Source organism: Mycolicibacterium sp. 624 (genome assembly GCF_040548615.1).
In the GTDB taxonomy this organism is placed as follows: Bacteria; Actinomycetota; Actinomycetes; order Mycobacteriales; family Mycobacteriaceae; genus Mycobacterium.
In genome coordinates, this window is the sequence record NZ_JBEPRZ010000001.1 from 811,236 (window position 1) to 833,550 (window position 22,315).

20 protein-coding genes and 2 pseudogenes are annotated in these 22,315 nt (G+C 65.5%); 13 read left to right on the forward strand and 9 right to left on the reverse strand.

Going from position 1 to position 22,315, the window contains the following annotated elements:
• Nucleotides 1-127: 127 nt before the first annotated feature.
• From sigM to ABIA65_RS03645, 6 genes and pseudogenes are all read left to right on the forward strand, one after another.
• Nucleotides 128-670: pseudogene (gene sigM / locus ABIA65_RS03620) on the forward strand (RNA polymerase sigma factor SigM); the annotation flags it as partial.
• 109 nt (nt 671-779) lie between these two features.
• A complete protein-coding gene (locus ABIA65_RS03625; protein ID WP_241402271.1) occupies nt 780-1,076 on the forward strand; it encodes a hypothetical protein in 297 nt (98 codons plus the stop codon).
• An 86-nt stretch (nt 1,077-1,162) separates the two neighbouring features.
• Nucleotides 1,163-1,819 carry an RsmA family anti-sigma factor gene (locus ABIA65_RS03630; RefSeq protein ID WP_354522654.1) on the forward strand — a complete coding sequence of 219 codons (657 nt, stop codon included), beginning with the start codon at nt 1,163-1,165 and terminating at the stop codon, nt 1,817-1,819.
• 113 nt (nt 1,820-1,932) lie between these two features.
• Nucleotides 1,933-2,868, forward strand: a complete 936-nt coding sequence (gene trxB / locus ABIA65_RS03635) for a thioredoxin-disulfide reductase (RefSeq protein WP_241402269.1) — start codon at nt 1,933-1,935, stop codon at nt 2,866-2,868.
• Between the two features lie 49 nt (nt 2,869-2,917).
• A complete protein-coding gene (trxA, locus tag ABIA65_RS03640) occupies nt 2,918-3,250 on the forward strand; it encodes a thioredoxin (protein ID WP_241402268.1) in 333 nt (110 codons plus the stop codon).
• A gap of 128 nt (nt 3,251-3,378) precedes the next feature.
• On the forward strand, nt 3,379-4,566 hold the full coding sequence (locus tag ABIA65_RS03645; RefSeq protein WP_241402267.1) for an N-acetylmuramoyl-L-alanine amidase: 1,188 nt from the start codon (nt 3,379-3,381) through the stop codon (nt 4,564-4,566).
• Nucleotides 4,567-4,568: 2 nt separating this feature from the next.
• Here ABIA65_RS03645 and ABIA65_RS03650 read toward each other — a convergent pair whose 3' ends face one another.
• From ABIA65_RS03650 to rpmH, 9 genes are all read right to left on the reverse strand, one after another.
• On the reverse strand, nt 4,569-5,318 hold the full coding sequence (locus ABIA65_RS03650) for an acetyltransferase (RefSeq protein ID WP_241402266.1): 750 nt from the start codon (nt 5,316-5,318) through the stop codon (nt 4,569-4,571).
• 213 nt (nt 5,319-5,531) lie between these two features.
• A complete protein-coding gene (locus ABIA65_RS03655; protein WP_354522655.1) occupies nt 5,532-6,518 on the reverse strand; it encodes a ParB/RepB/Spo0J family partition protein in 987 nt (328 codons plus the stop codon).
• Nucleotides 6,519-6,534: 16 nt separating this feature from the next.
• The gene (locus ABIA65_RS03660; protein WP_371746906.1) at nt 6,535-7,527 is read right to left on the reverse strand and encodes a ParA family protein; all 993 of its coding nucleotides are present in this window, start codon (nt 7,525-7,527) and stop codon (nt 6,535-6,537) included.
• A complete protein-coding gene (rsmG, locus tag ABIA65_RS03665; RefSeq protein ID WP_354522656.1) occupies nt 7,524-8,225 on the reverse strand; it encodes a 16S rRNA (guanine(527)-N(7))-methyltransferase RsmG in 702 nt (233 codons plus the stop codon). The genes ABIA65_RS03660 and rsmG overlap by 4 nt, the downstream gene beginning before the upstream one ends.
• A gap of 88 nt (nt 8,226-8,313) precedes the next feature.
• Nucleotides 8,314-8,841 (reverse strand): Jag family protein, encoded by a 528-nt coding sequence (locus ABIA65_RS03670; protein WP_241402263.1) that lies wholly within the window; start codon nt 8,839-8,841, stop codon nt 8,314-8,316.
• A gap of 58 nt (nt 8,842-8,899) precedes the next feature.
• On the reverse strand, nt 8,900-10,057 hold the full coding sequence (yidC, locus tag ABIA65_RS03675) for a membrane protein insertase YidC (RefSeq protein ID WP_354522657.1): 1,158 nt from the start codon (nt 10,055-10,057) through the stop codon (nt 8,900-8,902).
• A complete protein-coding gene (gene yidD, locus ABIA65_RS03680) occupies nt 10,050-10,358 on the reverse strand; it encodes a membrane protein insertion efficiency factor YidD (protein WP_241402261.1) in 309 nt (102 codons plus the stop codon). Before yidD ends, yidC begins: the two co-directional genes overlap by 8 nt.
• Nucleotides 10,355-10,729, reverse strand: coding sequence for a ribonuclease P protein component (gene rnpA, locus ABIA65_RS03685; protein ID WP_354522659.1), 375 nt, complete (start codon nt 10,727-10,729; stop codon nt 10,355-10,357). The genes yidD and rnpA overlap by 4 nt, the downstream gene beginning before the upstream one ends.
• Nucleotides 10,730-10,750: 21 nt before the next feature.
• On the reverse strand, nt 10,751-10,894 hold the full coding sequence (gene rpmH / locus ABIA65_RS03690; RefSeq protein WP_087028634.1) for a 50S ribosomal protein L34: 144 nt from the start codon (nt 10,892-10,894) through the stop codon (nt 10,751-10,753).
• 534 nt (nt 10,895-11,428) lie between these two features.
• On the opposite strand from rpmH, the gene dnaA reads away from it, so the two are divergent.
• The 7 genes and pseudogenes from dnaA to gyrA all read left to right on the forward strand — a co-directional run bounded on the left by dnaA (nt 11,429) and on the right by gyrA (nt 22,315).
• Nucleotides 11,429-12,913 carry a chromosomal replication initiator protein DnaA gene (dnaA, locus tag ABIA65_RS03695; protein WP_241405937.1) on the forward strand — a complete coding sequence of 495 codons (1,485 nt, stop codon included), beginning with the start codon at nt 11,429-11,431 and terminating at the stop codon, nt 12,911-12,913.
• A gap of 644 nt (nt 12,914-13,557) precedes the next feature.
• Nucleotides 13,558-14,754: a DNA polymerase III subunit beta gene (dnaN, locus tag ABIA65_RS03700; RefSeq protein ID WP_241402259.1), complete on the forward strand. Its 1,197-nt coding sequence runs from the start codon at nt 13,558-13,560 to the stop codon at nt 14,752-14,754.
• A 28-nt stretch (nt 14,755-14,782) separates the two neighbouring features.
• Nucleotides 14,783-15,679, forward strand: a pseudogene (gene gnd, locus ABIA65_RS03705) (phosphogluconate dehydrogenase (NAD(+)-dependent, decarboxylating)); the annotation flags it as partial.
• 51 nt (nt 15,680-15,730) lie between these two features.
• Nucleotides 15,731-16,891, forward strand: a complete 1,161-nt coding sequence (recF, locus tag ABIA65_RS03710) for a DNA replication/repair protein RecF (protein ID WP_354522660.1) — start codon at nt 15,731-15,733, stop codon at nt 16,889-16,891.
• Nucleotides 16,888-17,445, forward strand: a complete 558-nt coding sequence (locus ABIA65_RS03715; RefSeq protein WP_241402256.1) for a DUF721 family protein — start codon at nt 16,888-16,890, stop codon at nt 17,443-17,445. Before recF ends, ABIA65_RS03715 begins: the two co-directional genes overlap by 4 nt.
• Before the next feature lie 231 nt (nt 17,446-17,676).
• Nucleotides 17,677-19,710: a DNA topoisomerase (ATP-hydrolyzing) subunit B gene (gene gyrB / locus ABIA65_RS03720; protein WP_241402255.1), complete on the forward strand. Its 2,034-nt coding sequence runs from the start codon at nt 17,677-17,679 to the stop codon at nt 19,708-19,710.
• Between the two features lie 61 nt (nt 19,711-19,771).
• Nucleotides 19,772-22,315, forward strand: a complete 2,544-nt coding sequence (gyrA, locus tag ABIA65_RS03725) for a DNA gyrase subunit A (protein WP_354522662.1) — start codon at nt 19,772-19,774, stop codon at nt 22,313-22,315.

Below are 22,315 nucleotides of genomic sequence, written 5' to 3' on the forward strand. Positions count from 1 at the left end.
AGGCGCGCCCGCGGCCATCCCCAGGGTGTTGTCGAGATCCTCGCAGGTCATCGGGCCTGTCAACTGTTGTGCACAAATGGTGTCATGACCGGTGCCCCAGGTTGCCTAGGGTTTGACTGTGAGCAGCTTGGGGGACGTCACCGGCGGGAGTCGGTCCGATGCGGAGTTGCTCGCGGCCCACGTCGCGGGTGACCCCCACGCGTTCAAGGCACTGTTTTACCGCTACCACCGTCAGCTCTACCGAGTGGCGATGCTGACCAGCCGTAGTCCCGAGGACGCCGCGGATTCGCTTCAGGACGCCCTGCTCTCCGCGCACCGCACGGCGCCCGGGTTCCGGCATGACGCCTCGGTGAGCAGCTGGCTGTACCGCATCGTCGTCAACGCGTGCCTGGACCGGTTGCGCCGCAACAAGTCTCATCTGACCATCCCGTTGCTCGACGACACGCACCCGACGGGTGATCCGACGTCGCGGGTGGAGACCGCCCTGGTGGTGGAGCGAGCACTGCTGCGACTTCCGGTCGAGCAGCGGGCCGCGGTGGTGGCCGTCGACATGCACGGGTACTCCGTCGCCGAGACGGCACGCCTACTCGGCGTCCCCGTCGGCACGGTCAAGAGCCGATGCGCACGGGCCCGCACCAAACTCGCGGAGACGCTGGGCTACCTCTCGCGCGACGATCTCGCGCGCGAGGATCTACTGGCTCTGCCGAACCCTGGTGTCCGGCCGCGCGATACCGCCGTAGCCGGGGCCACCGTTGACCACATACGAGAGGCAGCCCGGGATGTCTCGGCAGGCGATGATCGCGCCCGCGCCCGGTGAGGCGCCGCGCACGACGGGCGGATTGTTCGGGATTCCGCAGGTCTGGAGGTACGGGTTGAACGGTTCGATGTACATGCTGCACTGGGGGGCGGCCACCGCGGTGCCCGGGGCGGCGGCGATACTCGCCGCAGCGGCCAACGCGCCTGTGGCCATCAGCACCGCTGATCCCACCGTCGTCAGCCTCCGGCCTGCAGTGAACACGACGACGACCTTCCTGAACGCACGCTGCGGCCCGCCTGCGGGGCCTCTAACTCATTGAACGCTCCAACACCGCACCGAATTCCCTAAACTGCGGGGTTATCGTCGGTTTCGACGGGAAATCTTGATCTGAGATCGTGGAGTGACGTGGACGAGGACGCGGAACCGGCTGCGGACGCCGCCCACACCGTGGCCGCACTGAATCTCGTACGCCACGACCTCGCCCGCCTCGGCTCGGACGCCATGACGGCCGAGCACCTGCCCGACCCCCCGGCGGACGTCACCGCACGGCTGTCCGCAGCTCTGGCGGCAGTCACCCCGCCAGCGAGCAGGGCATCACACGCCGCCCGCGGATCGGTGGCAAGTCCGCGCACCGTCGCCCTGGTGATAGGTGGCCTCGCCGCCCTGGCGGCGGTCGGCATCGGCATCGCGGCGCTGCGCGACACCGCGCCACCGACCCCACCGACGGGTGCGACCGCCGATCGCATCACGGTGTCGCGGCCATCCGTGGACTTCCCCGTCCCCCGGGCGGAGCTCCTCGCGCTGCTGGACCGGCCCGCCGACCTCAGCGGCCTGAGCGATCCCGCCCAGCGCGCCGCGTGCCTCTCCGCGCTGGGCCGCGGTGCGTCGGCGCCCGTGCTGGGCGCCGACAACGTCGACGTCGGTGGCCGGCCCGCCATCCTGCTGGTCCTGGGCGATGGATACGGCGCGATGACGGCGCTGGTCGTGGCGCCGACCTGCAACGCCACCGATCCCGGCGTGATCGCCGAGACCGTCCTCGTGCGCGCCACGACCCCGTCCTGACCGACGCCGCCCACTCGCGGGGAACACCGCCCCTTACGCTGGTGTTATACGCGTGCCGACGCGTGAAGCCCGCGACCGGCCAATCTGAGACGGCCACGACGAGAAGGACGGATATGACCTCCACTCCCACGATCCACGACGTAATCATCATTGGATCGGGACCGGCCGGGTACACGGCAGCCGTCTACGCCGCACGCGCACAGCTCAAGCCGCTGGTGTTCGAGGGTGTCACCTTCGGCGGCGCGCTGATGACCACCACGGAGGTGGAGAACTACCCGGGCTTCAAGGAGGGCATCACCGGCCCCGAGCTGATGGGCGAGATGCGGGAACAGGCCGAGCGGTTCGGCGCTGACCTGCGCATGGAGGACGTCGACGCGGTGTCCCTGGAGGGCCCCATCAAGACCGTCACCGTCGGCGACGAGACCTTCCAGGCTCGATCGGTGATCCTGGCGATGGGCGCGGCCGCGCGGCATCTCGGCGTACCTGGCGAGGAAGAGCGCATCGGTACGGGTGTGAGCACATGTGCAACGTGTGATGGCTTCTTCTTCCGCGACCAGGACATCGCCGTGATCGGCGGCGGTGACTCCGCGATGGAGGAGGCCACCTTCCTCACCCGGTTTGCGCGCAGCGTCACTCTGATCCACCGACGTGACGAATTTCGCGCGTCCAGGATCATGCTGGAGCGCGCGCAGGCCAACGAGAAGATCACGTTCCTGACCAACACCGCGGTGACCGAGGTCGAGGGTGAGCCCAAGGTGACCGGTCTGCGCCTGCGCAACCTCGTCACCGATGAGGAGTCCAAGCTGGCGGTCACCGGCGTGTTCGTCGCCATCGGCCACGACCCGCGCTCCGAGCTCGTCCGCGGTCAGGTCGACCTCGATGACGAGGGCTACGTGTTGGTCGCGGGTCGCACCACGGCGACGTCGATCGACGGAGTCTTCGCCGCAGGCGATCTCGTCGACCACACCTACCGTCAGGCGATCACGGCTGCGGGCAGCGGCTGTTCGGCGGCCATCGACACCGAACGCTGGCTTGCCGACAACGAGTGAGCCGCAACCTATTTCACGACTTCCAACCCCACTAGACAGGAGTATTCACATGGGCGACAACAAGGCAACGGTGGCCGTCACCGACGACTCGTTCTCCGCAGACGTGCTGTCCAGCAGCACACCGGTATTGGTGGACTTCTGGGCGACGTGGTGCGGCCCGTGCAAGATGGTCGCCCCGGTGCTCGAGGAGATCGCCACTGAGAAGGCCGGCGAGTTGAAGGTGGCCAAGATCGACGTGGACGCCAATCCCGCCACGGCACGTGACTTCCAGGTGGTGTCGATCCCGACCATGATCCTGTTCAAGGACGGGCAAGCGGTGAAGCGGATCGTCGGCGCAAAGGGCAAGGCTGCCCTGCTTCGCGAGCTCGCGGACGTGGTCTGACGCCCTGTCCGCGGCACCACGGGCGTCCTCTGGGTTTCCGAATTTTCGCGACGGTCTGCGACAATGCTGTCTAGCCTGTCTGAATTCGTCGGCGGGGTGTACGCCGTCCGTGACCCGAAAGGCCTGGTATGTCGAGTCTGCGCCGCGGTGACCGGGGAGGCGCGGTCACTGAGATCCGCGCGGCCCTCGGCGCGCTGGGGCTGGTCGACAGCCCCGATGCGGATCTGACCACCGGAAAGCATGTCGCGCTCGACGTGTTCGACGACGTTCTGGACCACGCGGTGCGCGCATTTCAGCAGCATCGCGGCCTCCTCGTCGACGGGATCGTCGGCGAGGCGACCTACCGTGCGCTCAAAGAGGCCTCGTACCGTCTCGGTGCCCGCACTCTGGCGCATCAGTTCGGCGCGCCGATGTACGGCGATGACGTTGCGACACTTCAGGCTCGACTTCAGGATCTCGGCTTCTACATCAATCTTGTCGACGGGCACTTCGGTCTGCAGACCCACAACAGCCTGATGTCCTATCAGCGCGAGTACGGCCTGTACCCCGACGGCATCTGTGGGCCAGAGACGCTGCGCTCGTTGTACTTTCTGGGCTCCCGGGTCACCGGTGGCTCACCGCATGCCATCCGCGAGGAGGAGCTGGTCCGCCGCTCCGGCCCGCGTCTGTCGGGAAAGCGGGTCATCATCGATCCGGGCCGCGGCGGCAGCGACACCGGATTGATCGCGAACGGGCCCGGCGGCCCTATCAGCGAGGCAGACATCCTGTGGGACTTGGCAAGTCGACTCGAGGGCCGGATGACGGCGATCGGGATGGATACCTTCCTGTCCCGCCCGGTCGGACACAGTCCTCTCGACGCCGAGCGCGCCGAGACGGCCAACACCGTCGGCGCCGACCTCATGATCAGCCTGCGGTGCGCTGCGGTCGAGGGACCGGCCGCCAACGGTGTCGCATCCTTCTACTTCGGTAATGCACACGGGTCGGTGTCCACGATCGGGCGCAATCTGGCCGACTTCATTCAGCGAGAAGTGGTGGCGCGATCCGGATTACGCGACTGCCGCACGCACGGCCGGACGTGGGATCTGCTGCGCCTCACCCGAATGCCCACGGTTCAGGTCGACATCGGCTACGTGAGCAATCCGCATGATCGCGACCTGCTGGTATCGCCGGCGACCCGCGACAGCATCGCCGAGGGCATTCTGGCGGCCGTGAAGCGGCTGTACCTTCTCGGTAAGAACGACCGCCCGACCGGAACCTTCACGTTCGCAGAGCTTCTCGCGCACGAGATGTCGGTCGAGCAAGCAGCCAAGGGCTGATCTCAGCGGTAGGAACCCGCACCGGCGCCCACCGGTTGGCTGAGTTGTGCACTCTCGAAGAGCCTCTCGAGTGCCGCCTCGACGTCGGCCTTCCATCCCAGCCCCTGCTCGAGTTCGAGACGTAGCCGCGGGAAGTACCGGTGCGGGGAGACGACGACGAAACCGACATCGGTCAAGAAGTCGGCCTCAAGAATGCACTGATCCGCCGAGCAGTCCCCGAGCGCCTCGACCGCGAGTCGCAATTCCGGCGTGACCATTTCTGGATCGACAAGCTCGGCTGCTTCCGCAGTCCGGCCGAATGCCTCCAGCGCGCGAACGCCGCGGCGGACCAGGTCCCCCACCACCGCGGTGACGAGACCGCCCGACAGCCCGCCGATGTCAGCGCCCGCCTCGACCCCCATCGAGGTGAGCAGAACCGCGTCGGCGCTCACCGGTCCGGACGGGAACAGCCTGGCGCGGGGTACCGCGCGGGGCGGCGCATAGAACGCATATCCGAGGCAGGGTGCCTCGACGTCGTCAACGGGTCCGCCGAATCCCTCGTCGTCGGGTTCGCATGACAGGGCCATCTGCCCGCATGAGCCCCACTCGAGCATGACCATGGACAGCCACGCCTCCTTCTCGAACTCGGGATCGGCGAGATGATCGTCGCCTCCGAGAGTTGAGGGGTCGACTTCCCAGAAGACACACCGCCGCGCGTGCTTGGGCAACTGCTCGAAGGCTTCGAGCCGCAGCGGCGTGATGCGGGCGGACACTAGACCCCCCTGGTTTCAGAAAACGGGCAAGGCTGTCCATCCAGAATAGGAGACAGCGACGCCGTCGGCCGCGCGTGGTCCTCCAAGCGCACGGCAGGTGCGGTCGAGAACCGAATGTGGCTGGCGGACAACGTATTTCCTCCCTGCGAGGTGTGTGAGCGCCGACTCAACCCGGTCGTGTGTCACAGTGACGTAATTACGCCGTGTGGTAGGTCATGGCTTCGCAGCGTTCATCAGGTCCACAATTCGCTGAAGGTCGTCGACCGAGCCGAACTCGACCACGATCTTGCCCTTCCGTTTGCCGAGGCTCACGGTGACGCGGGTGTCGAACGCCGAGGACAGCTTCTCAGCAACGTCCTGGAGGCCGGGCATCTGGATCGGCTTGCGACGCGGCGCCGACGGCGTGGGTTCCTGCTCGCGGTTGGCCAGCGTGACGTATTCCTCCGTGGCGCGGACCGACAGCCCCTCCGCCACGATCCGGGCCGCGAGCTCTTCCTGCTTCTCCGGTCCCCCTTCGAGGGATAGCACTGCCCGCGCATGTCCCGCCGACAACACACCCGCCGCCACCCGACGCTGTACCGCCACCGGAAGCCGCATCAACCGGATCATGTTCGTGATCACCGGACGTGACCGCCCGATCCGGGCCGCCAGTTCCTCGTGGGTGACACCGAACTCGTCGAGCAGCTGCTGATAGGCCGCCGCCTCTTCCAACGGGTTCAGCTGCGCGCGATGGATGTTCTCGAGCAGCGCGTCGCGCAGCATGCTGTCATCCGCGGTCTCACGGACGATCGCGGGGATCGTGTCGAGGCCAGCCTCCTGCGCCGCGCGCCACCTCCGCTCCCCCATGACGAGCTGGTACCGCGGTCCACCCGGCGCCGATTCCACGGGTCGCACGACGATGGGCTGCATGAGGCCGAACTCACGGATGGAGTGCACCAGTTCGGCGAGCGCCTCACCGTCGAAGACGGTGCGCGGCTGCCGGGGGTTCGGTTCGATCGCCGTCGGGTCGATCTCCCGGTAGACGGCACCCACCGGGGAGGGCTCCGCAGCCACGGGAGCTCCGCCCAGGACCACATCGGCCGCGGCGTCGCCCATCCGGTGGCCGAACCCGTCACCGTCACCGCCTCCGTCGGCGGGGCCAGTCGGAATCAACGAGGCCAGTCCGCGGCCGAGACCGGTTCTCTTGCGCGGCTGAGTCATCGCCGTACCCCCGTGATCATCGCTGTCCCTTCGTCGTACCGCGTTCGGCAAGTTCCCGGCTGGCGTCGAGATAGCTCATCGCACCCCGAGATCCCGGGTCGTAATCCAGGATCGTCATTCCGTAACCCGGCGCCTCTGACACCTTGACGCTGCGCGGGATCACCGTCCGCAACACCTTATCTCCGAAGTGCGCCCTGACGTCCTCGGCGACTTGGTCGGCCAGCCTGGTCCGTCCGTCGTACATCGTCAGGATCACGGTGGTGACCTCGAGGCTCTGATTGAGATGCGCCTTCACCATCTCGATATTGCGCAGCAGCTGGCCCACCCCCTCGAGGGCGTAGTACTCGCACTGGATCGGGATCAGCACCTCGGGTGCTGCCACCAGAGCGTTGATCGTCAACAGCCCGAGCGACGGCGGGCAGTCGATGAACACGTAGTCGAAGTCGTAGTCCTTGAGGCCGGCCAGTGCGTTTCGCAGCCGACCCTCGCGCGCGACCATGCTGACCAACTCGATCTCGGCGCCGGCCAGGTCGATCGTCGCGGGCACGCAGTAGAGGCGTTCATTGTGCGGGCTGCGCTGCAGCGCCTCCTCCAGCGTGATCTCACCGATCAACACCTCGTACGACGACGGGGTGCCCTCCCGGTGCTCGATGCCCAGCGCTGTGCTCGCGTTGCCCTGGGGGTCGAGGTCGATCACAAGCGTCTTGAGACCCTGCAGTGCCAGAGCCGCGGCGATGTTGACCGCCGTGGTGGTCTTTCCGACGCCGCCCTTCTGGTTGGCGATGGTGAAGACGCGCTGGCGTTCGGGACGAGGGAGTCCCTGCCGCTTGACCTTGTGGAGGAGGCTGACGGCACGCTCGGCCTCAGCTCCGATCGGGGTGTCCCCCGCGCTGGCCGTCATCGGATCTCCGCTCTGGCCATCCCCCGGCGAGAGCCATGTTTCACGTGAAACATTGTCGGCCGATGGGCGTGCGGCGCCGCGCACGACGCCGCGCTTTCCTGGTTTCATGAGCTGCTCCTGCCCGGCCGCGATGTGCGGCCGGCTCGCCTTGACTGCTTGCCGCGCTGCGCCACGACCACGGTTGCGGGTGGAGTCAAATAGTTCACGCCACATCTCACCACCCTCACGTCGACCGCACCTAATGAGTCCAGGACTCGCCGGTGTTCGTCGACTTCCTCCTGGGCGCGTTCGCCCTTCATGGCCAACATCCGACCGTCCACGCGCAGGAGCGGCATGCTCCATCTCGCGATCTTGTCGAGGGACGCGACGGCACGTGACGTCACGACGTCGGCTTCCGATACCTGACTGAGAACTGCCTTGTCCTCCGCACGACCGCGGATCACCGCGACGTCGAGGCCGAGCTGCTCGACCACTTCGGAGAGAAAGTCTGCACGCCGCAAGAGCGGCTCCACGAGGGTGATGCGCGCGCCGGGACGGGCCAATGCCATCGGGATACCCGGCAGGCCGGCGCCACTCCCGATGTCGACAACCGTCTCGCCGTCCGACACGAGTTCGGCGACAGCGGCGCTATTGAGGACATGCCTCCCCCAGAGCCTGTCGACTTCGGAGGGCCCGAGAAGGCCCCGCTCAATGCCGGCACTCGCGAGGATGCCTACGTAGCGTTCGGCCTCTGAGATTCGCGTACCGAATACGCGCACGGCCTCCGGCGGCGGAGGAGGCGCCTCGCCATGTTTCACGTGAAACAATCCTCCGCCCCGGGCCGTGGGAACTACATGGGTGTAACTCTTGCGCGAGGGTCCGCGCGGGCTGATCACGTCAGCCGGGCAGGACCCGTCAACTCGGTAGGACGACGACCCGACGAGACGGCTCGGCGCCCTCGCTCTCACTGCGAACACCGTCCACCGCCGCGACGGCGTCGTGGACGATCTTCCGCTCGAACGGTGTCATCGGGTCGAGTTCTTCGCGTTGGCCACTCTCCAGCACGCGCTGAGCGATCCGGTCACCGAGCGCGGCCAACTCATCACGGCGACGCCGACGCCACCGGGCGATGTCCAACATCAAGCGACTGCGCTCACCGGTCTTCTGGTGCACCGCCAACCGCGTCAGTTCCTGCAACGCGTCGAGAACCTCGCCCTTGCGACCGACGAGCTTGTTCAGGTCGGCCCCACCGTCGATGCTGACGATCGCGCGGTCACCCTCGACATCCAGATCGATGTCCCCGTCGAAGTCCAGGAGGTCCAGGAGCTCCTCGAGATAGTCTCCGGCGATCTCCCCCTCGGCGACCAGTCGCTCCTCGAGATCCTCGGTCTTGGGCGCGTCGTCGGCTTCCACGGCGCGCTCAGTCGTATCAGCGTCTGTCATGTTCGTCCTTCCTCGTTCACCGGTGCAATGGCGGGGTGATCCCCGCCTTCGGATCCGGTTAAGACTTCCGCTTGCGCGGACCGTTGGTATTCCGGCGCGGTGTCGCCTTGGCTGCGCCGGGGCGCGAACCCTTCGCCGGTGGCGGGGCCGCCGTACCCTTCGACGCGTCCGGTGTCGTGTCGTCGAGTGCCGCGACCTCTTCCCCCGCGGACTCCGTCAACTCAGCCGTCGATGCCTTATCCACGTCCGCCTGCTTGGCCGCGGGCTTGGCACCGGCCACAGGCTTGGCACCGGGACTCGGCTTGTTCGAGCGCTTGGGCTTGACTCCCGGTGCCGGCGCGTTGGCGGCGCGGCGTTCCAGCGCCTCGAGCTTGGCGGCTTCCTCGCGCTTCTCGATCTTGCCGAACACGTAGTGCTGCTGGCCGAACGTCCAGATGTTGTTGGCCACCCAGTAGAGGATCACGGCGAGCGGCAAGAAGGGTCCGCCGACGACCACACCGAGTGGGAACACGTACAGCGCCAGCTTGTTCATCATCGCGGTCTGCGGATTCGCGGCCGCTTCCGGACTCTGCCGCGCCACTGACGCCCGGCTGTTGAAGTAGGTGGCGATACCCGCGAGGACCATCAGCGGCAGGCCCACCAGGATGACGGCCATGCGGTCAAACTCGAGGAACGCGTCCAGACCGCTCGTCTGAATCATGGTGGCACCGAGCGGTGCGCCGAAGAGGTTCGCGTCCAGGAAGTGGCCGACGTCGGTCGCGTTGAAGAAGTAGTTGCCGGTCGCCCGGTTCTGCTCGACCGTCAACTGGATCTGGCCGAAGCCACCCTGTGTCCGGTTGAACGACCGCAGCACATGGAACAAGCCGAGGAACACTGGCACCTGAGCGAGCATCGGAAGGCAGCCGAGGATGGGGTTGAACCCGTGGTCCTTCTGCAGCTTCTGCATCTCCAACGCCATGCGCTGGCGATCCTTGCCGTACTTCTTCTGCAGTGCCTTGATCTGAGGTTGCAGCTCCTGCATCTGCCGCGTGGTCTCGATCTGGCGAACGAACGGCTTGTACAGGATGGCGCGCAATGTGAAGACGAGGAACATCACCGACAGCGCCCATGCGAAGAAGTTCGAGGGCCCGAGCAGGAAACCGAAGATCTTGTACCAGACCCACATGATCGCCGAGACCGGATAGTAGATGTAGTCCAGGCTCGCCCAGTTAAACAAGTGAATCGCTCCTCAACGTCGCGGCCGCATCCGCATGGTGGTGGTGCCGCGGTTCTGGTATCGGGTCCCATCCTCCGCGATGCCACGGCCCGCACTTCGCGAGCCGCACCACCGCCAGCCACGCTCCACGGGCGAACCCGTGCTCACGCAGCGCATCGACCGCGTACTGGCTACAGGTCGGGGTGAAGCGACAGGCCGGCGGACGGAACGGAGAGATCATGTTGCGATAGATGTCGATCAGGTAGATCGCGGCGCGAGCCAGCCCCCTAGACGGTGACCAGCGCCTGCTCGATCTGTTCATCGACGGACCCCGGGCTCCAACCGCGCCTTGCGCAGTGCCGCTCGGAGTTGTTGATCCAGACGTGCCGAGATCGCATCGCGACTACCCGGCAATGCCCGGATGACCAACCGGTCCCCGGGCTCAAGATCTTCGATGACACCGCGCGCCACACCACGCAGCCGACGGGCTACCCGGTGGCGGACGACGGCGTTCCCCACTGACTTCGACACCACCAGACCGATCTTGGGTGCCATCTGGGGGGCGCCGACCTCGTCGACAACAGCAGAACGCAGAGAGTGCACGACCAAGTCGGGCTGGACGGCCCGCACACCTCGGTTGACCGTCAGCCCAAAATCCGTCGACCGTGTCATCCGGTACTGGGCCGGAAGCACTGCGCTAGACCCTGCGGCTAATCACGCAGTGAGAGAGCGACGGCCCTTGCTGCGCCGCGCGGACACGATGGCGCGACCCGCACGGGTCCGCATACGGAGCCGGAAGCCGTGCACGCGCGCACGACGGCGGTTGTTGGGCTGGAAAGTCCGCTTGCCCTTGGCCACGGCTGTTACTCCTCGTTCGTGTGGCGGCACACACCATCACGTGAGTGTGATGATCCGAGCCGCTTGCGAGCCCCGGCGCGTAAGCCCGAAACTCCGGGTCGCAGCCGTGTCGCCACGTTCGGGCGACTGTTCGAGGGTACTGACGAGATATCCCTAGGTCAAACCGCTCTACCCGGACCCGGCGGACACCACATTCGTCACATTCTTCACCCCTGCTTCACCCTGCCCAAGACGTGCACAGGAAGCCCCGATAAATGTTGCAGAACGGTTGGCCACCCGTCCTGAAACCTGTTAACTTCTGGCAGTGCCGGTTCAGACTTAACGGCGATCGACAACAACCGAGGATGGTCATCACCTGCGAGCCCACAGACGTCGACAACTGTGACGAGCTCCGGGACCAGACCGTCCCCATGAATAGACATCAGCACGATGACGGCTGTCCACTATCCACAGCCTGTGGATAACTATGTGGACAGTTTTCGTTTCGATATATTCTTCCGTCTCAGCTGACGGGCCTCGAGGAGGTGCGTGTCTTTGACGACGGACCCCGATCCTCCCTTCGTCGCCATCTGGAATGACGTCGTCACCGAGCTCAACGGAGGCGGCACAGGCCGCGACACCGACAACGGTGTCGGCGCACTACCTGCCCTCACGCCCCAGCAAAGGGCGTGGTTGAAATTGGTCAAGCCCCTGGTCATCACCGAGGGATTTGCCCTGTTGTCGGTTCCGACCCCGTTCGTCCAGAACGAGATCGAGCGACACCTCCGCGAGCACATCGTGACAAGCCTCAGCCGGCGTCTCGGTCAGCGCGTCGAACTGGGGGTGCGGATCGCCGATCCAGGACCCGAGACCGATCAACACGACGATCGCGTCCCGGCCCCCCTGCCCGAAGCCGACGAAGTCGATGACGATCAGGAGGCGCTCGCCAGCGCCGAGGCCACGTGGCCGAGTTACTTCACCAACCGGCCGCCCAGGGGCGAGACGCCGGATGTCAGCCTCAACCGCCGCTACACCTTCGAGACCTTCGTCATCGGGGCGTCGAACCGGTTCGCCCACGCGGCCACCCTCGCCATCGCCGAGGCGCCTGCCCGCGCCTACAACCCGCTCTTCATCTGGGGTGAGTCCGGCCTCGGCAAGACCCACCTGCTGCACGCCGCCGGTAACTACGCCCAGCGGCTGTTCCCCGGTATGCGCGTCAAGTACGTGTCCACCGAGGAATTCACCAACGACTTCATCAACTCGCTCCGCGACGACCGCAAGGCGTCGTTCAAGCGCAGCTACCGCGATATCGACGTCCTGCTCGTCGACGACATTCAGTTCATTGAGGGTAAGGAAGGCATCCAGGAGGAGTTCTTCCACACGTTCAACACGCTGCACAACGCGAACAAGCAGATCGTCATCTCCTCCGATCGGCCGCCGAAGCAGCTGGCGACGCTGGAAGACCGTCTCCGGACCCGCTTCGAGTGGGGCCTGATCACCGATGTTCAGCCGCCTGAGCTCGAGACCCGTATCGCCATCTTGCGCAAGAAGGCGCAGATGGACCGCCTCGACGTGCCCGGCGATGTCATGGAACTGATCGCCAGCAGCATCGAACGCAATATCCGCGAGCTCGAGGGGGCCCTTATCCGCGTCACCGCGTTCGCGTCGCTCAACAAGACCCCGATCAGCAAGTCGCTCGCCGAGATAGTCCTGCGTGACCTCATCTCCGACTCCAGCACCATGCAGATCAGTACCGCCACGATCATGGCGGTCACCGCGGACTACTTCGAGACCGCGGTCGAGGAGCTTCGGGGGCCCGGTAAGACCCGCTCACTGGCCCAGTCGCGCCAGATCGCGATGTATCTGTGCCGCGAGCTCACCGACCTGTCCCTGCCCAAGATCGGGCAGGCCTTCGGCCGCGATCACACCACGGTGATGTACGCCGAGAAGAAGATCCGCGGTGAGATGGCCGAGCGACGTGAGATCTTCGATCACGTCACCGAGCTCACCACCAGGATCCGGCAGCGCTCCAAGCGCTGACCCGTCCCCCTACCTCTATTCCGCGCGCTGTGTTCGCGCGCTGTCTTTCGCGCGCCATTCGCCGCAAAATCACGTCCCATCCGCGCCGCCGATCTGGCCCGCGCACACCGGAATTCGTCTCGTTGGGGCGTCTGTGGGCCGATCGGCAGAACTAATCTCAAAGAAACTTCTGCCCCGGACGTATCCTCTGTCACACACAGACCTCGTGGACACAGCTGTGTACAACCTTGGAGTCGCCATCCACGAGTCCCCCAGTTCCAGCACGACACGCAGCCCATACACATGGGCCGAAATTCGTCCGGCGTGTCGTCCACAGCTCACCCACGAGCAGTGACCGGTGTCGACCTGCACTCCGATGGCTCCATCCACAGGTTCCACAGGCCCTATTACTGTTACTCATATATCTAGATAGATTTCATTTAAAAGTAGGGGCTTGGGGAAACATCGATCCGAGACATCCGCCACGGCTCACGCGACGAGCGCTCACTCCGATCGATTAGCTTTCAAGATGCGGCGCGAGGATCTACGGTTGTTATTCGATGACAGGTACGGTCGTCATACCGCAGCGTCACTGCTGATCGCGCAAGCGTCGCAAAACCGCTGCTTAGCGCTTGTTGTATGAGATTTTTCTTCGAAGGGACGCTATGGACGCGGCGACGACTGCCGGCCTCACCGATCTGAAGGTTCGCCTGGTTCGCGAGGACTTCGCCGAAGCAGTGGCGTGGGTCGCACGCATCCTGCCGACCAGACCAACCGTCCCCGTTCTCTCCGGCGTGCTGTTGACCGGCTCCGATGATGGGCTCACGATCTCCGGCTACGACTACGAGGTGTCCGCGGAAGTCCGCGTTGCAGCCGAAATCGCTTCTCCGGGAAGCGTTCTCGTCTCCGGGCGGTTGTTGTCTGACATCACCAAGGCCCTCCCGGCCAAGCCGGTGGATGTCACCGTCGAGGGCACCCGCGTGTCGTTGAGCTGCGGAAGCGCACGATTCTCGCTTCCCACGATGGCCGTCGAGGACTACCCGGCGCTGCCGGCGCTCCCCGAGGAGACCGGGGTGGTGTCCTCAGATCTCTTCGCCCAGGCCATCGGCCAGGTCGCGGTCGCCGCGGGTCGTGATGACACGTTGCCGATGCTCACCGGCATCCGCGTCGAGATCTCCGGCGAGAAGGTCGTCATGGCCGCCACCGACCGCTTTCGTCTCGCAGTTCGCGAGCTCAACTGGTCAACCGCATCGGCTGATATCGAGGCCGCGGTGCTGGTACCCGCCAAGACCCTGTCCGAGGCGGCCAAGGCCAGCAGCTCGGGATCTGATGTCCAGTTGTCGCTGGGATCGGGAGCCTCTGTCGGTCAAGACGGCCTGTTGGGCATTCGCAGCGCGGGAAAGCAGACCACCAGTCGTCTGCTGGACGCGGAGTTCCCGAAGTTCCGCCAGCTGCTGCCATCCGAGCACACCGCCGTGGCCACCATCGCGGTTGCCGAGCTCACCGAGGCGATCAAACGCGTCGCACTGGTCGCCGATCGTGGCGCCCAGGTGCGGATGGAGTTCGACTCCGATGTCCTGCGGCTCTCCGCCGGCGCCGACGACGTCGGTCGGGCCGAGGAGGATCTGCCGGTCGAGTTCTTCGGTGAGCCTCTGACCATCGCGTTCAACCCGACCTACCTCACCGATGGACTGGCCTCGCTGCACTCGGAGAAGGTGACCTTCGGGTTCACCACCCCCAGCAGGCCCGCCGTGTTGCGGCCAACCGGTGACGACGATGGGTACGCCGATTCGTCCGGGCCGTACCCCGCGGGTAACACTGACTACGTCTATCTGTTGATGCCGGTGCGGCTCCCGGGCTGACCGGCCCTAGCTACGCCAGGAGAGCACACACATGCAATTGGGCTTGGTCGGCCTCGGTAAAATGGGCTTCAACATGCGGGAACGTCTGCGCGAGGGCGGACATGAGGTCGTCGGCTACGACCCCCGCCCAGAAGTCACCGACGTCCCGACGCTGGCTGGTCTCGCCAGTGCACTGCAGGCCCCGCGCGTGGTCTGGGTCATGGTTCCCTCCGGTGAGGTCACACACGACACCATCGTTGAGCTCGCCAATGAGCTGGGTGAGGGTGACCTGGTCATCGACGGAGGAAACTCCCGATACACCGAGGATGCGCCACACGCGAAACTCTTGGCGGACAAGGGGATTGGCTTCATCGACGCCGGCGTGTCCGGTGGTATCTGGGGCCTGACCGAGGGTTACGGCCTCATGGTCGGCGGCAGCGATGAGGATGTCGCTCGAGTCATGCCCATCTTCGAGACGCTGCGACCGCCGGGCGAGCTCGCCGACGGATTCGTCCACGTCGGCCCGGTCGGAGCGGGACACTTCGCGAAGATGGTGCACAACGGCGTCGAGTACGCGTTGATGACGGCTTACGCCGAGGGCTATGAGATCCTCGCCGCCGAGGACCTGGTCAAGGATCCCCAAGCGGTCTACCAGGCGTGGACCAACGGCACCGTCGTGCGGTCCTGGTTGCAGCAGCTCCTGGCCAAGGCCCTCAAGGAGGATCCCGAGCTCGCCGATATCAGTGGCTACACAGAGGATTCCGGTGAGGGACGGTGGACCGTCGAAGAGGCGATCAGGTTGCGTGTGCCGGTTCCGGGAATTGCGGCATCGTTGTTCGCACGCTTCCTGTCCAGGCAGGATGACTCGCCGACCATGAAGGCGGTCGCGGCCCTGCGCAATCAGTTCGGTGGTCACGCCGTCCAGAGGATCTCGAAGTCTGGCTGATTCGGCCAGCGGGAGCCAAGCACATCGGGGATAGGACTCGGGTACAGGAATTTGTACGTTCGTCACGTGGGTTTGACCGACTTCCGGTCGTGGCCGAAGGTCGAACTTGAGCTGGAACCAGGCCGCACGGTGTTCGTCGGCCCGAACGGCTTCGGCAAGACGAATATCGTTGAGGCCCTGTGGTATCAATCGACGCTGAGTTCGCACCGGGTGGGTTCGGACGCTCCGTTGATCAGGGTGGGCGCCGAGCGCGCCGTGGTCTCGACGATCGTCGTCAACGAGGGACGTGAGCTCGCGATCGACCTGGAGATCACCTCCGGGCGCGCCAACAAGGCCAGGCTGAACCGCTCCCCCGTGCGAAGCGCCCGTGAAGTCCTCGGTGTTCTGCAGTCCGTGCTGTTCGCGCCGGAGGACCTGGCGCTGGTGCGCGGGGATCCGGGTGAACGACGACGGTTTCTCGATGAGCTCGCGACGACGCGGCGACCGTCGATCGCCGGTGTCCGTGCCGACTACGACAAGGTGGTGCGGCAGCGCACCGCACTCCTCAAGACCGCCTCTGGTGCTCGATTCCGCAGTGACACAAGCGCTTTAGACACCCTCGACGTGTGGGACGGCCACCTCGCAACCTACGGTGCGCAGCTCATCGCGGCCAGGGTCGCGCTCATCACCCAGCTCGCGCCCGAGGTGGTCAAGGCCTATCAACTGCTGGCGCCGGAGTCGCGCCCCGCGGCGGTGCGCTACCGCAGCTCGGTGGACACGGTCGAGGCGGAGGCGGCCGCGGGCACCGTCGACATCGAGATGTATGAGGCCGCACTCCTGGCGGAACTCGCCGGCCGGCGCTCCGCGGAACTCGAGCGCGGTGTCTGCCTGGTCGGACCACACCGTGACGATCTCGAACTGCGGCTTGGCGACCACCCGGCGAAAGGCTTTGCCAGCCATGGGGAATCGTGGTCGATGGCATTGTCGCTGCGGCTTGCCGCCTACGAGCTGCTGCGCCAGGAGGGTACCGACCCGGTGCTGCTTCTCGATGACGTCTTCGCCGAACTCGACGACGCCCGCAGGCGCGCACTCGTGGGCGTCGCGTCCTCGGCCGAACAGGTGTTGGTCACCGCCGCGGTGGCCGACGACATTCCCTCGGACTGGGATGCGCGTCGGGTAAGGATAGGTATGCGCGAGGACGACGACGGACGCACTTCGGAGGTGATCGAATGACTGACGAGCCTGGAGGCCCACCGGAGCACCTCGCGCACCTCGCGGGGATGGATCTGGTGCGCCGGACGTTGGAGGAGGCACGCGGCGCCGCGCGCAGTCAGGGGAAGGATGTCGGCAGGGGGGGTAACTCCCCCGCCAAGAAGATCGCTGGCGGTAACCGGGGTCGGCGCAGAACGTGGTCGGGGCCAGGTCCCGATGCTCGAGATCCCCAGACGTTGGGCGCGGCGACCATGGACCTCGCCCGCCGCCGCGGCTGGACCCCCAAAGTCTCCGAGGGTGCGGTGTTTGGGAAGTGGTCCGAGGTGGTCGGGGAACAGATCGCCGAACACGCGACCCCATCGGTCCTGCGTGAGGGCGTCTTGACGGTGGTGGCGGAGTCGACCGCGTGGGCCACCCAACTGCGAATGGTGCAGGCCCAACTCCTGGCCAAGATCGCCGCGGCCGTCGGTGACGGCGTCGTAAAGTCGTTGAAGATCGTGGGTCCGACCGCGCCGAACTGGCGCAAGGGCAAGTTGCACATCGCCGGACGCGGGCCGCGCGACACCTATGGCTGAGACAGCTGCTGGACGATCGCTGAGAGCCTTTTGAATCCGAAATGAGACGCTCGCGAGCGGCCGGACGAGGGGATAACCGAGAAATTCCGCGCACGTCGCAATTAGGTACACAGAAACGCCGCCTCAGAATCAGTGCTGACGGTGGCTGACGGTAGACTTACGGCAGATCCGTCAGGGGCATCGTCCCCCTAGCGAGCATCCCCCTGCAAAGACCAAGGAGACGCGTCCAACGTGGCTGCCCAGAAGAACAGTCCTGCGAACGAGTACGGCGCCGAATCGATCACCATTCTCGAGGGTCTCGAGGCCGTCCGGAAGCGTCCGGGCATGTACATCGGGTCCACTGGTGAGCGTGGTCTGCACCACCTGGTGTGGGAGGTCGTCGACAACGCGATCGACGAGGCGATGGCCGGCTACGCCACCAGGGTCGACGTCAAGATCCTCGGCGACGGCAGCGTCCAGGTCACCGACGACGGCCGCGGTATTCCCGTGGCGATGCACGCAACAGGTGTTCCCACGGTCGATGTCGTCATGACGCAGCTGCACGCCGGCGGTAAGTTCGGCGGCGAGAACAGCGGTTACAACGTCAGTGGTGGGCTCCACGGCGTGGGTGTGTCGGTGGTCAACGCGCTGTCCACCCGGCTCGAGGCCACGATTCTGCGGGACGGCTCGGAGTGGTTCCAGTATTACGACCGCTCAGTTCCCGGCACGCTCAAACAGGGTGGGCCGACGAAGAAGACCGGCACTACCATCAGATTCTGGGCCGACCCGGAGATCTTCGAGACCACCGAGTACGACTTCGAGACCGTCGCGCGTCGTCTCCAGGAGATGGCCTTCCTCAACAAGGGCCTCACCATCGATCTGGTCGATGAGCGCGTGACCGTCGATCAGGTGGTGGACGAGGTCGTCAGCGACACCGCCGAGGCGCCCAAGACCGCGGACCAGGTTGAGGCGGAGGCCAAGGGCCCGCACAAGGTCAAGCACCGCACCTTCCACTACCCCGGCGGCCTGGTCGACTACGTCAAGCACATCAACCGCACCAAGACCCCAATTCAGCAGAGCATCATCGCCTTCGACGGCAAGGGTCCCGGCCACGAGGTCGAGATCGCGATGCAGTGGAACGCCGGCTATTCGGAGTCGGTGCACACGTTCGCCAACACCATCAACACGCATGAGGGCGGCACCCACGAGGAGGGCTTCCGTAGTGCGCTGACCACGGTGGTGAACAAGTACGCCAAGGACAAGAAGCTGCTGAAGGAGAAGGACGCCAACCTCACGGGTGACGACATCCGCGAGGGTCTTGCCGCGGTCATCTCCGTCAAGGTCAGCGATCCGCAGTTCGAGGGTCAGACCAAGACCAAGCTCGGCAACACCGAGGTCAAGTCGTTCGTGCAGAAGATCTGTAACGAGCAGCTGACGCACTGGTTTGAGGCGAACCCGGCGGAGGCGAAGACCGTTGTGAACAAGGCGGTTTCGTCGGCACAGGCCCGGCTCGCCGCGCGCAAGGCGCGAGAGTTGGTGCGCCGCAAGAGCGCTACCGATATCGGCGGGTTGCCAGGCAAGCTCGCGGACTGCCGTTCCACCGATCCGCGGCTCTCGGAAGTCTATGTGGTGGAGGGCGACTCGGCCGGTGGCTCGGCGAAGAGCGGCCGCGACTCGATGTATCAGGCGATCCTGCCCCTGCGCGGCAAGATCATCAACGTCGAGAAGGCACGCATCGACCGCGTGCTGAAGAACACCGAAGTCCAGGCGATCATCACAGCGCTCGGTACCGGCATTCACGATGAGTTTGACATCACAAAACTGCGGTATCACAAGATCGTGCTGATGGCCGACGCCGACGTCGACGGCCAGCACATCTCCACGCTGCTGCTGACGTTGTTGTTCCGATTCATGAAGCCGCTCATCGAGAATGGGCACGTCTTCCTCGCACAGCCGCCGCTGTACAAGCTCAAGTGGCAGCGCAGTGAGCCCGAGTTCGCCTACTCCGATCGTGAGCGGGACGGACTGCTCGAGGCCGGTCGGGCCGCCGGTCGGAGGATCAACACCGAGGACGGGATCCAGCGTTACAAGGGTCTCGGCGAGATGGACGCGAAGGAATTGTGGGAGACCACAATGGATCCCAGTGCCCGCGTCCTGCGTCGGATCACGCTCGACGACGCCGCATCGGCCGACGAGCTCTTCTCAATCCTCATGGGCGAGGACGTGGAAGCCCGCCGCAGCTTCATCACCCGGAACGCGAGAGATGTTCGCTTCCTCGACGTGTGATTCCGCGATGCCCGACTCCAGGAACCGAATCCCTAGCTGCTCATAGACGAGCGAGGAGCACATGACAGACACGACCCTCCCCCCGGGAGACGACGGCGCCACCACTGATCGGATCGAACCGGTCGACATCCAGCAGGAGATGCAGCGCAGCTACATCGATTACGCCATGAGCGTCATCGTCGGCCGCGCCCTCCCCGAGGTCCGAGACGGTCTCAAGCCCGTACACCGGCGCGTGCTCTACGCCATGTACGACTCCGGGTTCCGGCCCGACCGCGGTCACGCGAAATCGGCGAGATCCGTTGCCGAGACGATGGGTAACTACCATCCGCACGGCGACTCGTCGATCTACGACACCCTGGTCCGAATGGCCCAGCCGTGGTCGCTGCGTTACCCCCTGGTCGACGGTCAGGGCAACTTCGGCTCACCGGGTAACGATCCGCCGGCCGCCATGCGTTACACCGAGGCGCGCCTCACGCCGTTGGCCATGGAGATGCTGCGCGAGATCGACGAGGAGACAGTCGATTTCGTCCCGAACTATGACGGCCGCGTGCAGGAGCCGACCGTTCTGCCGAGCCGGTTCCCCAACCTGCTGGCCAACGGCTCGGGCGGTATCGCGGTCGGCATGGCCACCAACATGCCGCCGCACAACCTGCGCGAGCTCGCGGAGGCAGTCTTCTGGTGCCTGGATAACTACGAGGCCGACGAGGAGAGCACGCTCGCCGCGGTCACCGAGAGGGTCAAGGGACCGGACTTTCCCACCTACGGTCTGATCGTCGGCTCGCAGGGTATTCACGACGCCTACACGACGGGTCGCGGTTCGATCCGCATGCGGGGCGTCGTCGAGATCGAGGAGGACTCGCGGGGCCGCACCCTGCTGGTCATCACCGAGCTGCCCTACCAGGTCAACCACGACAACTTCATCACCTCGATCGCCGACCAGGTGCGCGACGGCAAGCTCGCGGGTATCTCCAACATCGAGGACCAGAGCAGCGACCGCGTCGGACTGCGGATCGTCGTCGAGGTCAAGCGTGATGCCGTGGCCAAGGTGGTGCTGAACAACCTCTACAAGCACACCCAGCTGCAGACCAGCTTCGGCGCGAACATGCTGTCGATCGTCGACGGTGTTCCCCGCACCCTGCGCCTGGATCAGCTGATCCGTCTGTACGTGGTCCATCAGCTCGAAGTCATCGTCCGGCGCACCACCTACCGGTTGCGCAAGGCCAATGAGCGGGCCCACATCCTGCGCGGACTGGTCAAGGCACTCGACGCCCTTGACGAGGTCATCGCGTTGATCCGGGCGTCGCAGACCGTCGACATCGCGCGGGCCGGTCTCATCGAGCTCCTCGACATCGATGACATCCAGGCTCAGGCCATCCTCGACATGCAGCTGCGGCGCCTCGCCGCACTGGAACGCCAGCGCATCGTCGACGATCTGGCCAAGATCGAGGCCGAGATCGCCGACCTCGAGGACATCCTGGCCAAGCCGGAGCGTCAGCGCGCGATCGTGCACGAGGAGCTCGCTGAGCTCGTCGAGAAGTACGGCGACGACCGGCGCACCCGCATCATCCCCGCCGACGGCGACGTCGCCGACGAGGATCTGATCGCGCGCGAGGAGGTGGTCGTCACGATCACCGACACCGGCTACGCCAAGCGGACCAAGTCCGATCTGTACCGCAGCCAGAAGCGCGGCGGCAAGGGTGTGCAGGGCGCCGGCCTCAAGCAGGACGACATCGTCCGGCACTTCTTCGTCGGCTCCACGCACGACTGGATCCTGTTCTTCACCACGCAGGGCCGGGTCTACCGCGCGAAGGCCTACGAGCTCCCGGAGGCGTCCAGGACGGCCCGCGGCCAACATGTCGCGAACCTGCTGGCGTTCCAGCCCGAGGAGCGCATCGCGCAGGTCATCCAGATCAAGAGCTACGAGGATGCGCCCTACCTGGTGCTGGCCACCCGCAACGGTCTGGTGAAGAAGTCCAAGCTCACCGACTTCGACTCGAACCGGTCGGGCGGCATCGTCGCGGTGAACCTGCGCGACGGCGACGAGCTGGTGGGTGCGGTGCTGTGTTCCGCAGAGGATGACCTGCTGCTGGTCTCCGCGAAGGGGCAGTCGATCCGCTTCTCGGCAACCGATGACGCGTTGCGGCCGATGGGTCGGGCCACCTCCGGTGTGCAGGGCATGCGCTTCAACGAAGAGGACAAGCTGCTCTCGCTGAACGTCGTGCGCGAGGACACGTATCTGCTGGTCGCGACGTCCGGTGGCTATGCCAAGCGGACCGCGATCAGCGAGTACACCGCGCAGGGCCGAGGTGGTAAGGGCATTTTGACCATCCAGTACGACCCCAAGCGTGGCACTCTGGTCGGAGCGTTGATCGTCGACGATGACACCGAGCTCTACGCCATCACCTCCGGAGGCGGTGTCATCCGAACGAGGGCACGTCAGGTGCGTAAGGCCGGACGGCAAACCAAGGGGGTGCGCTTGATGAACCTCGGTGAGGGCGACACACTGATTGCCATTGCGCGTAACGCCGACGAGGACCCCGAGGACACTGAGGGCACTGAGGACGCTGAAGGCACTGAGGGCACCGACGAGTCCGACGAGACGTGA

Coding starts and splice junctions, on each gene's coding strand:
- ABIA65_RS03625 (WP_241402271.1), top strand. CDS start 780: ATGTCTCGGCAGGCGATGATCGCGCCCGCGCCCGGTGAGGCGCCGCGC.
- trxB (WP_241402269.1), top strand. CDS start 1,933: ATGACCTCCACTCCCACGATCCACGACGTAATCATCATTGGATCGGGA.
- trxA (WP_241402268.1), top strand. CDS start 2,918: ATGGGCGACAACAAGGCAACGGTGGCCGTCACCGACGACTCGTTCTCC.
- ABIA65_RS03645 (WP_241402267.1), top strand. CDS start 3,379: ATGTCGAGTCTGCGCCGCGGTGACCGGGGAGGCGCGGTCACTGAGATC.
- ABIA65_RS03655 (WP_354522655.1), bottom strand. CDS start 6,518: ATGACTCAGCCGCGCAAGAGAACCGGTCTCGGCCGCGGACTGGCCTCG.
- ABIA65_RS03660 (WP_371746906.1), bottom strand. CDS start 7,527: ATGAAACCAGGAAAGCGCGGCGTCGTGCGCGGCGCCGCACGCCCATCG.
- ABIA65_RS03670 (WP_241402263.1), bottom strand. CDS start 8,841: ATGACAGACGCTGATACGACTGAGCGCGCCGTGGAAGCCGACGACGCG.
- yidD (WP_241402261.1), bottom strand. CDS start 10,358: ATGAACAGATCGAGCAGGCGCTGGTCACCGTCTAGGGGGCTGGCTCGC.
- dnaN (WP_241402259.1), top strand. CDS start 13,558: ATGGACGCGGCGACGACTGCCGGCCTCACCGATCTGAAGGTTCGCCTG.
- ABIA65_RS03715 (WP_241402256.1), top strand. CDS start 16,888: ATGACTGACGAGCCTGGAGGCCCACCGGAGCACCTCGCGCACCTCGCG.
- gyrA (WP_354522662.1), top strand. CDS start 19,772: ATGACAGACACGACCCTCCCCCCGGGAGACGACGGCGCCACCACTGAT.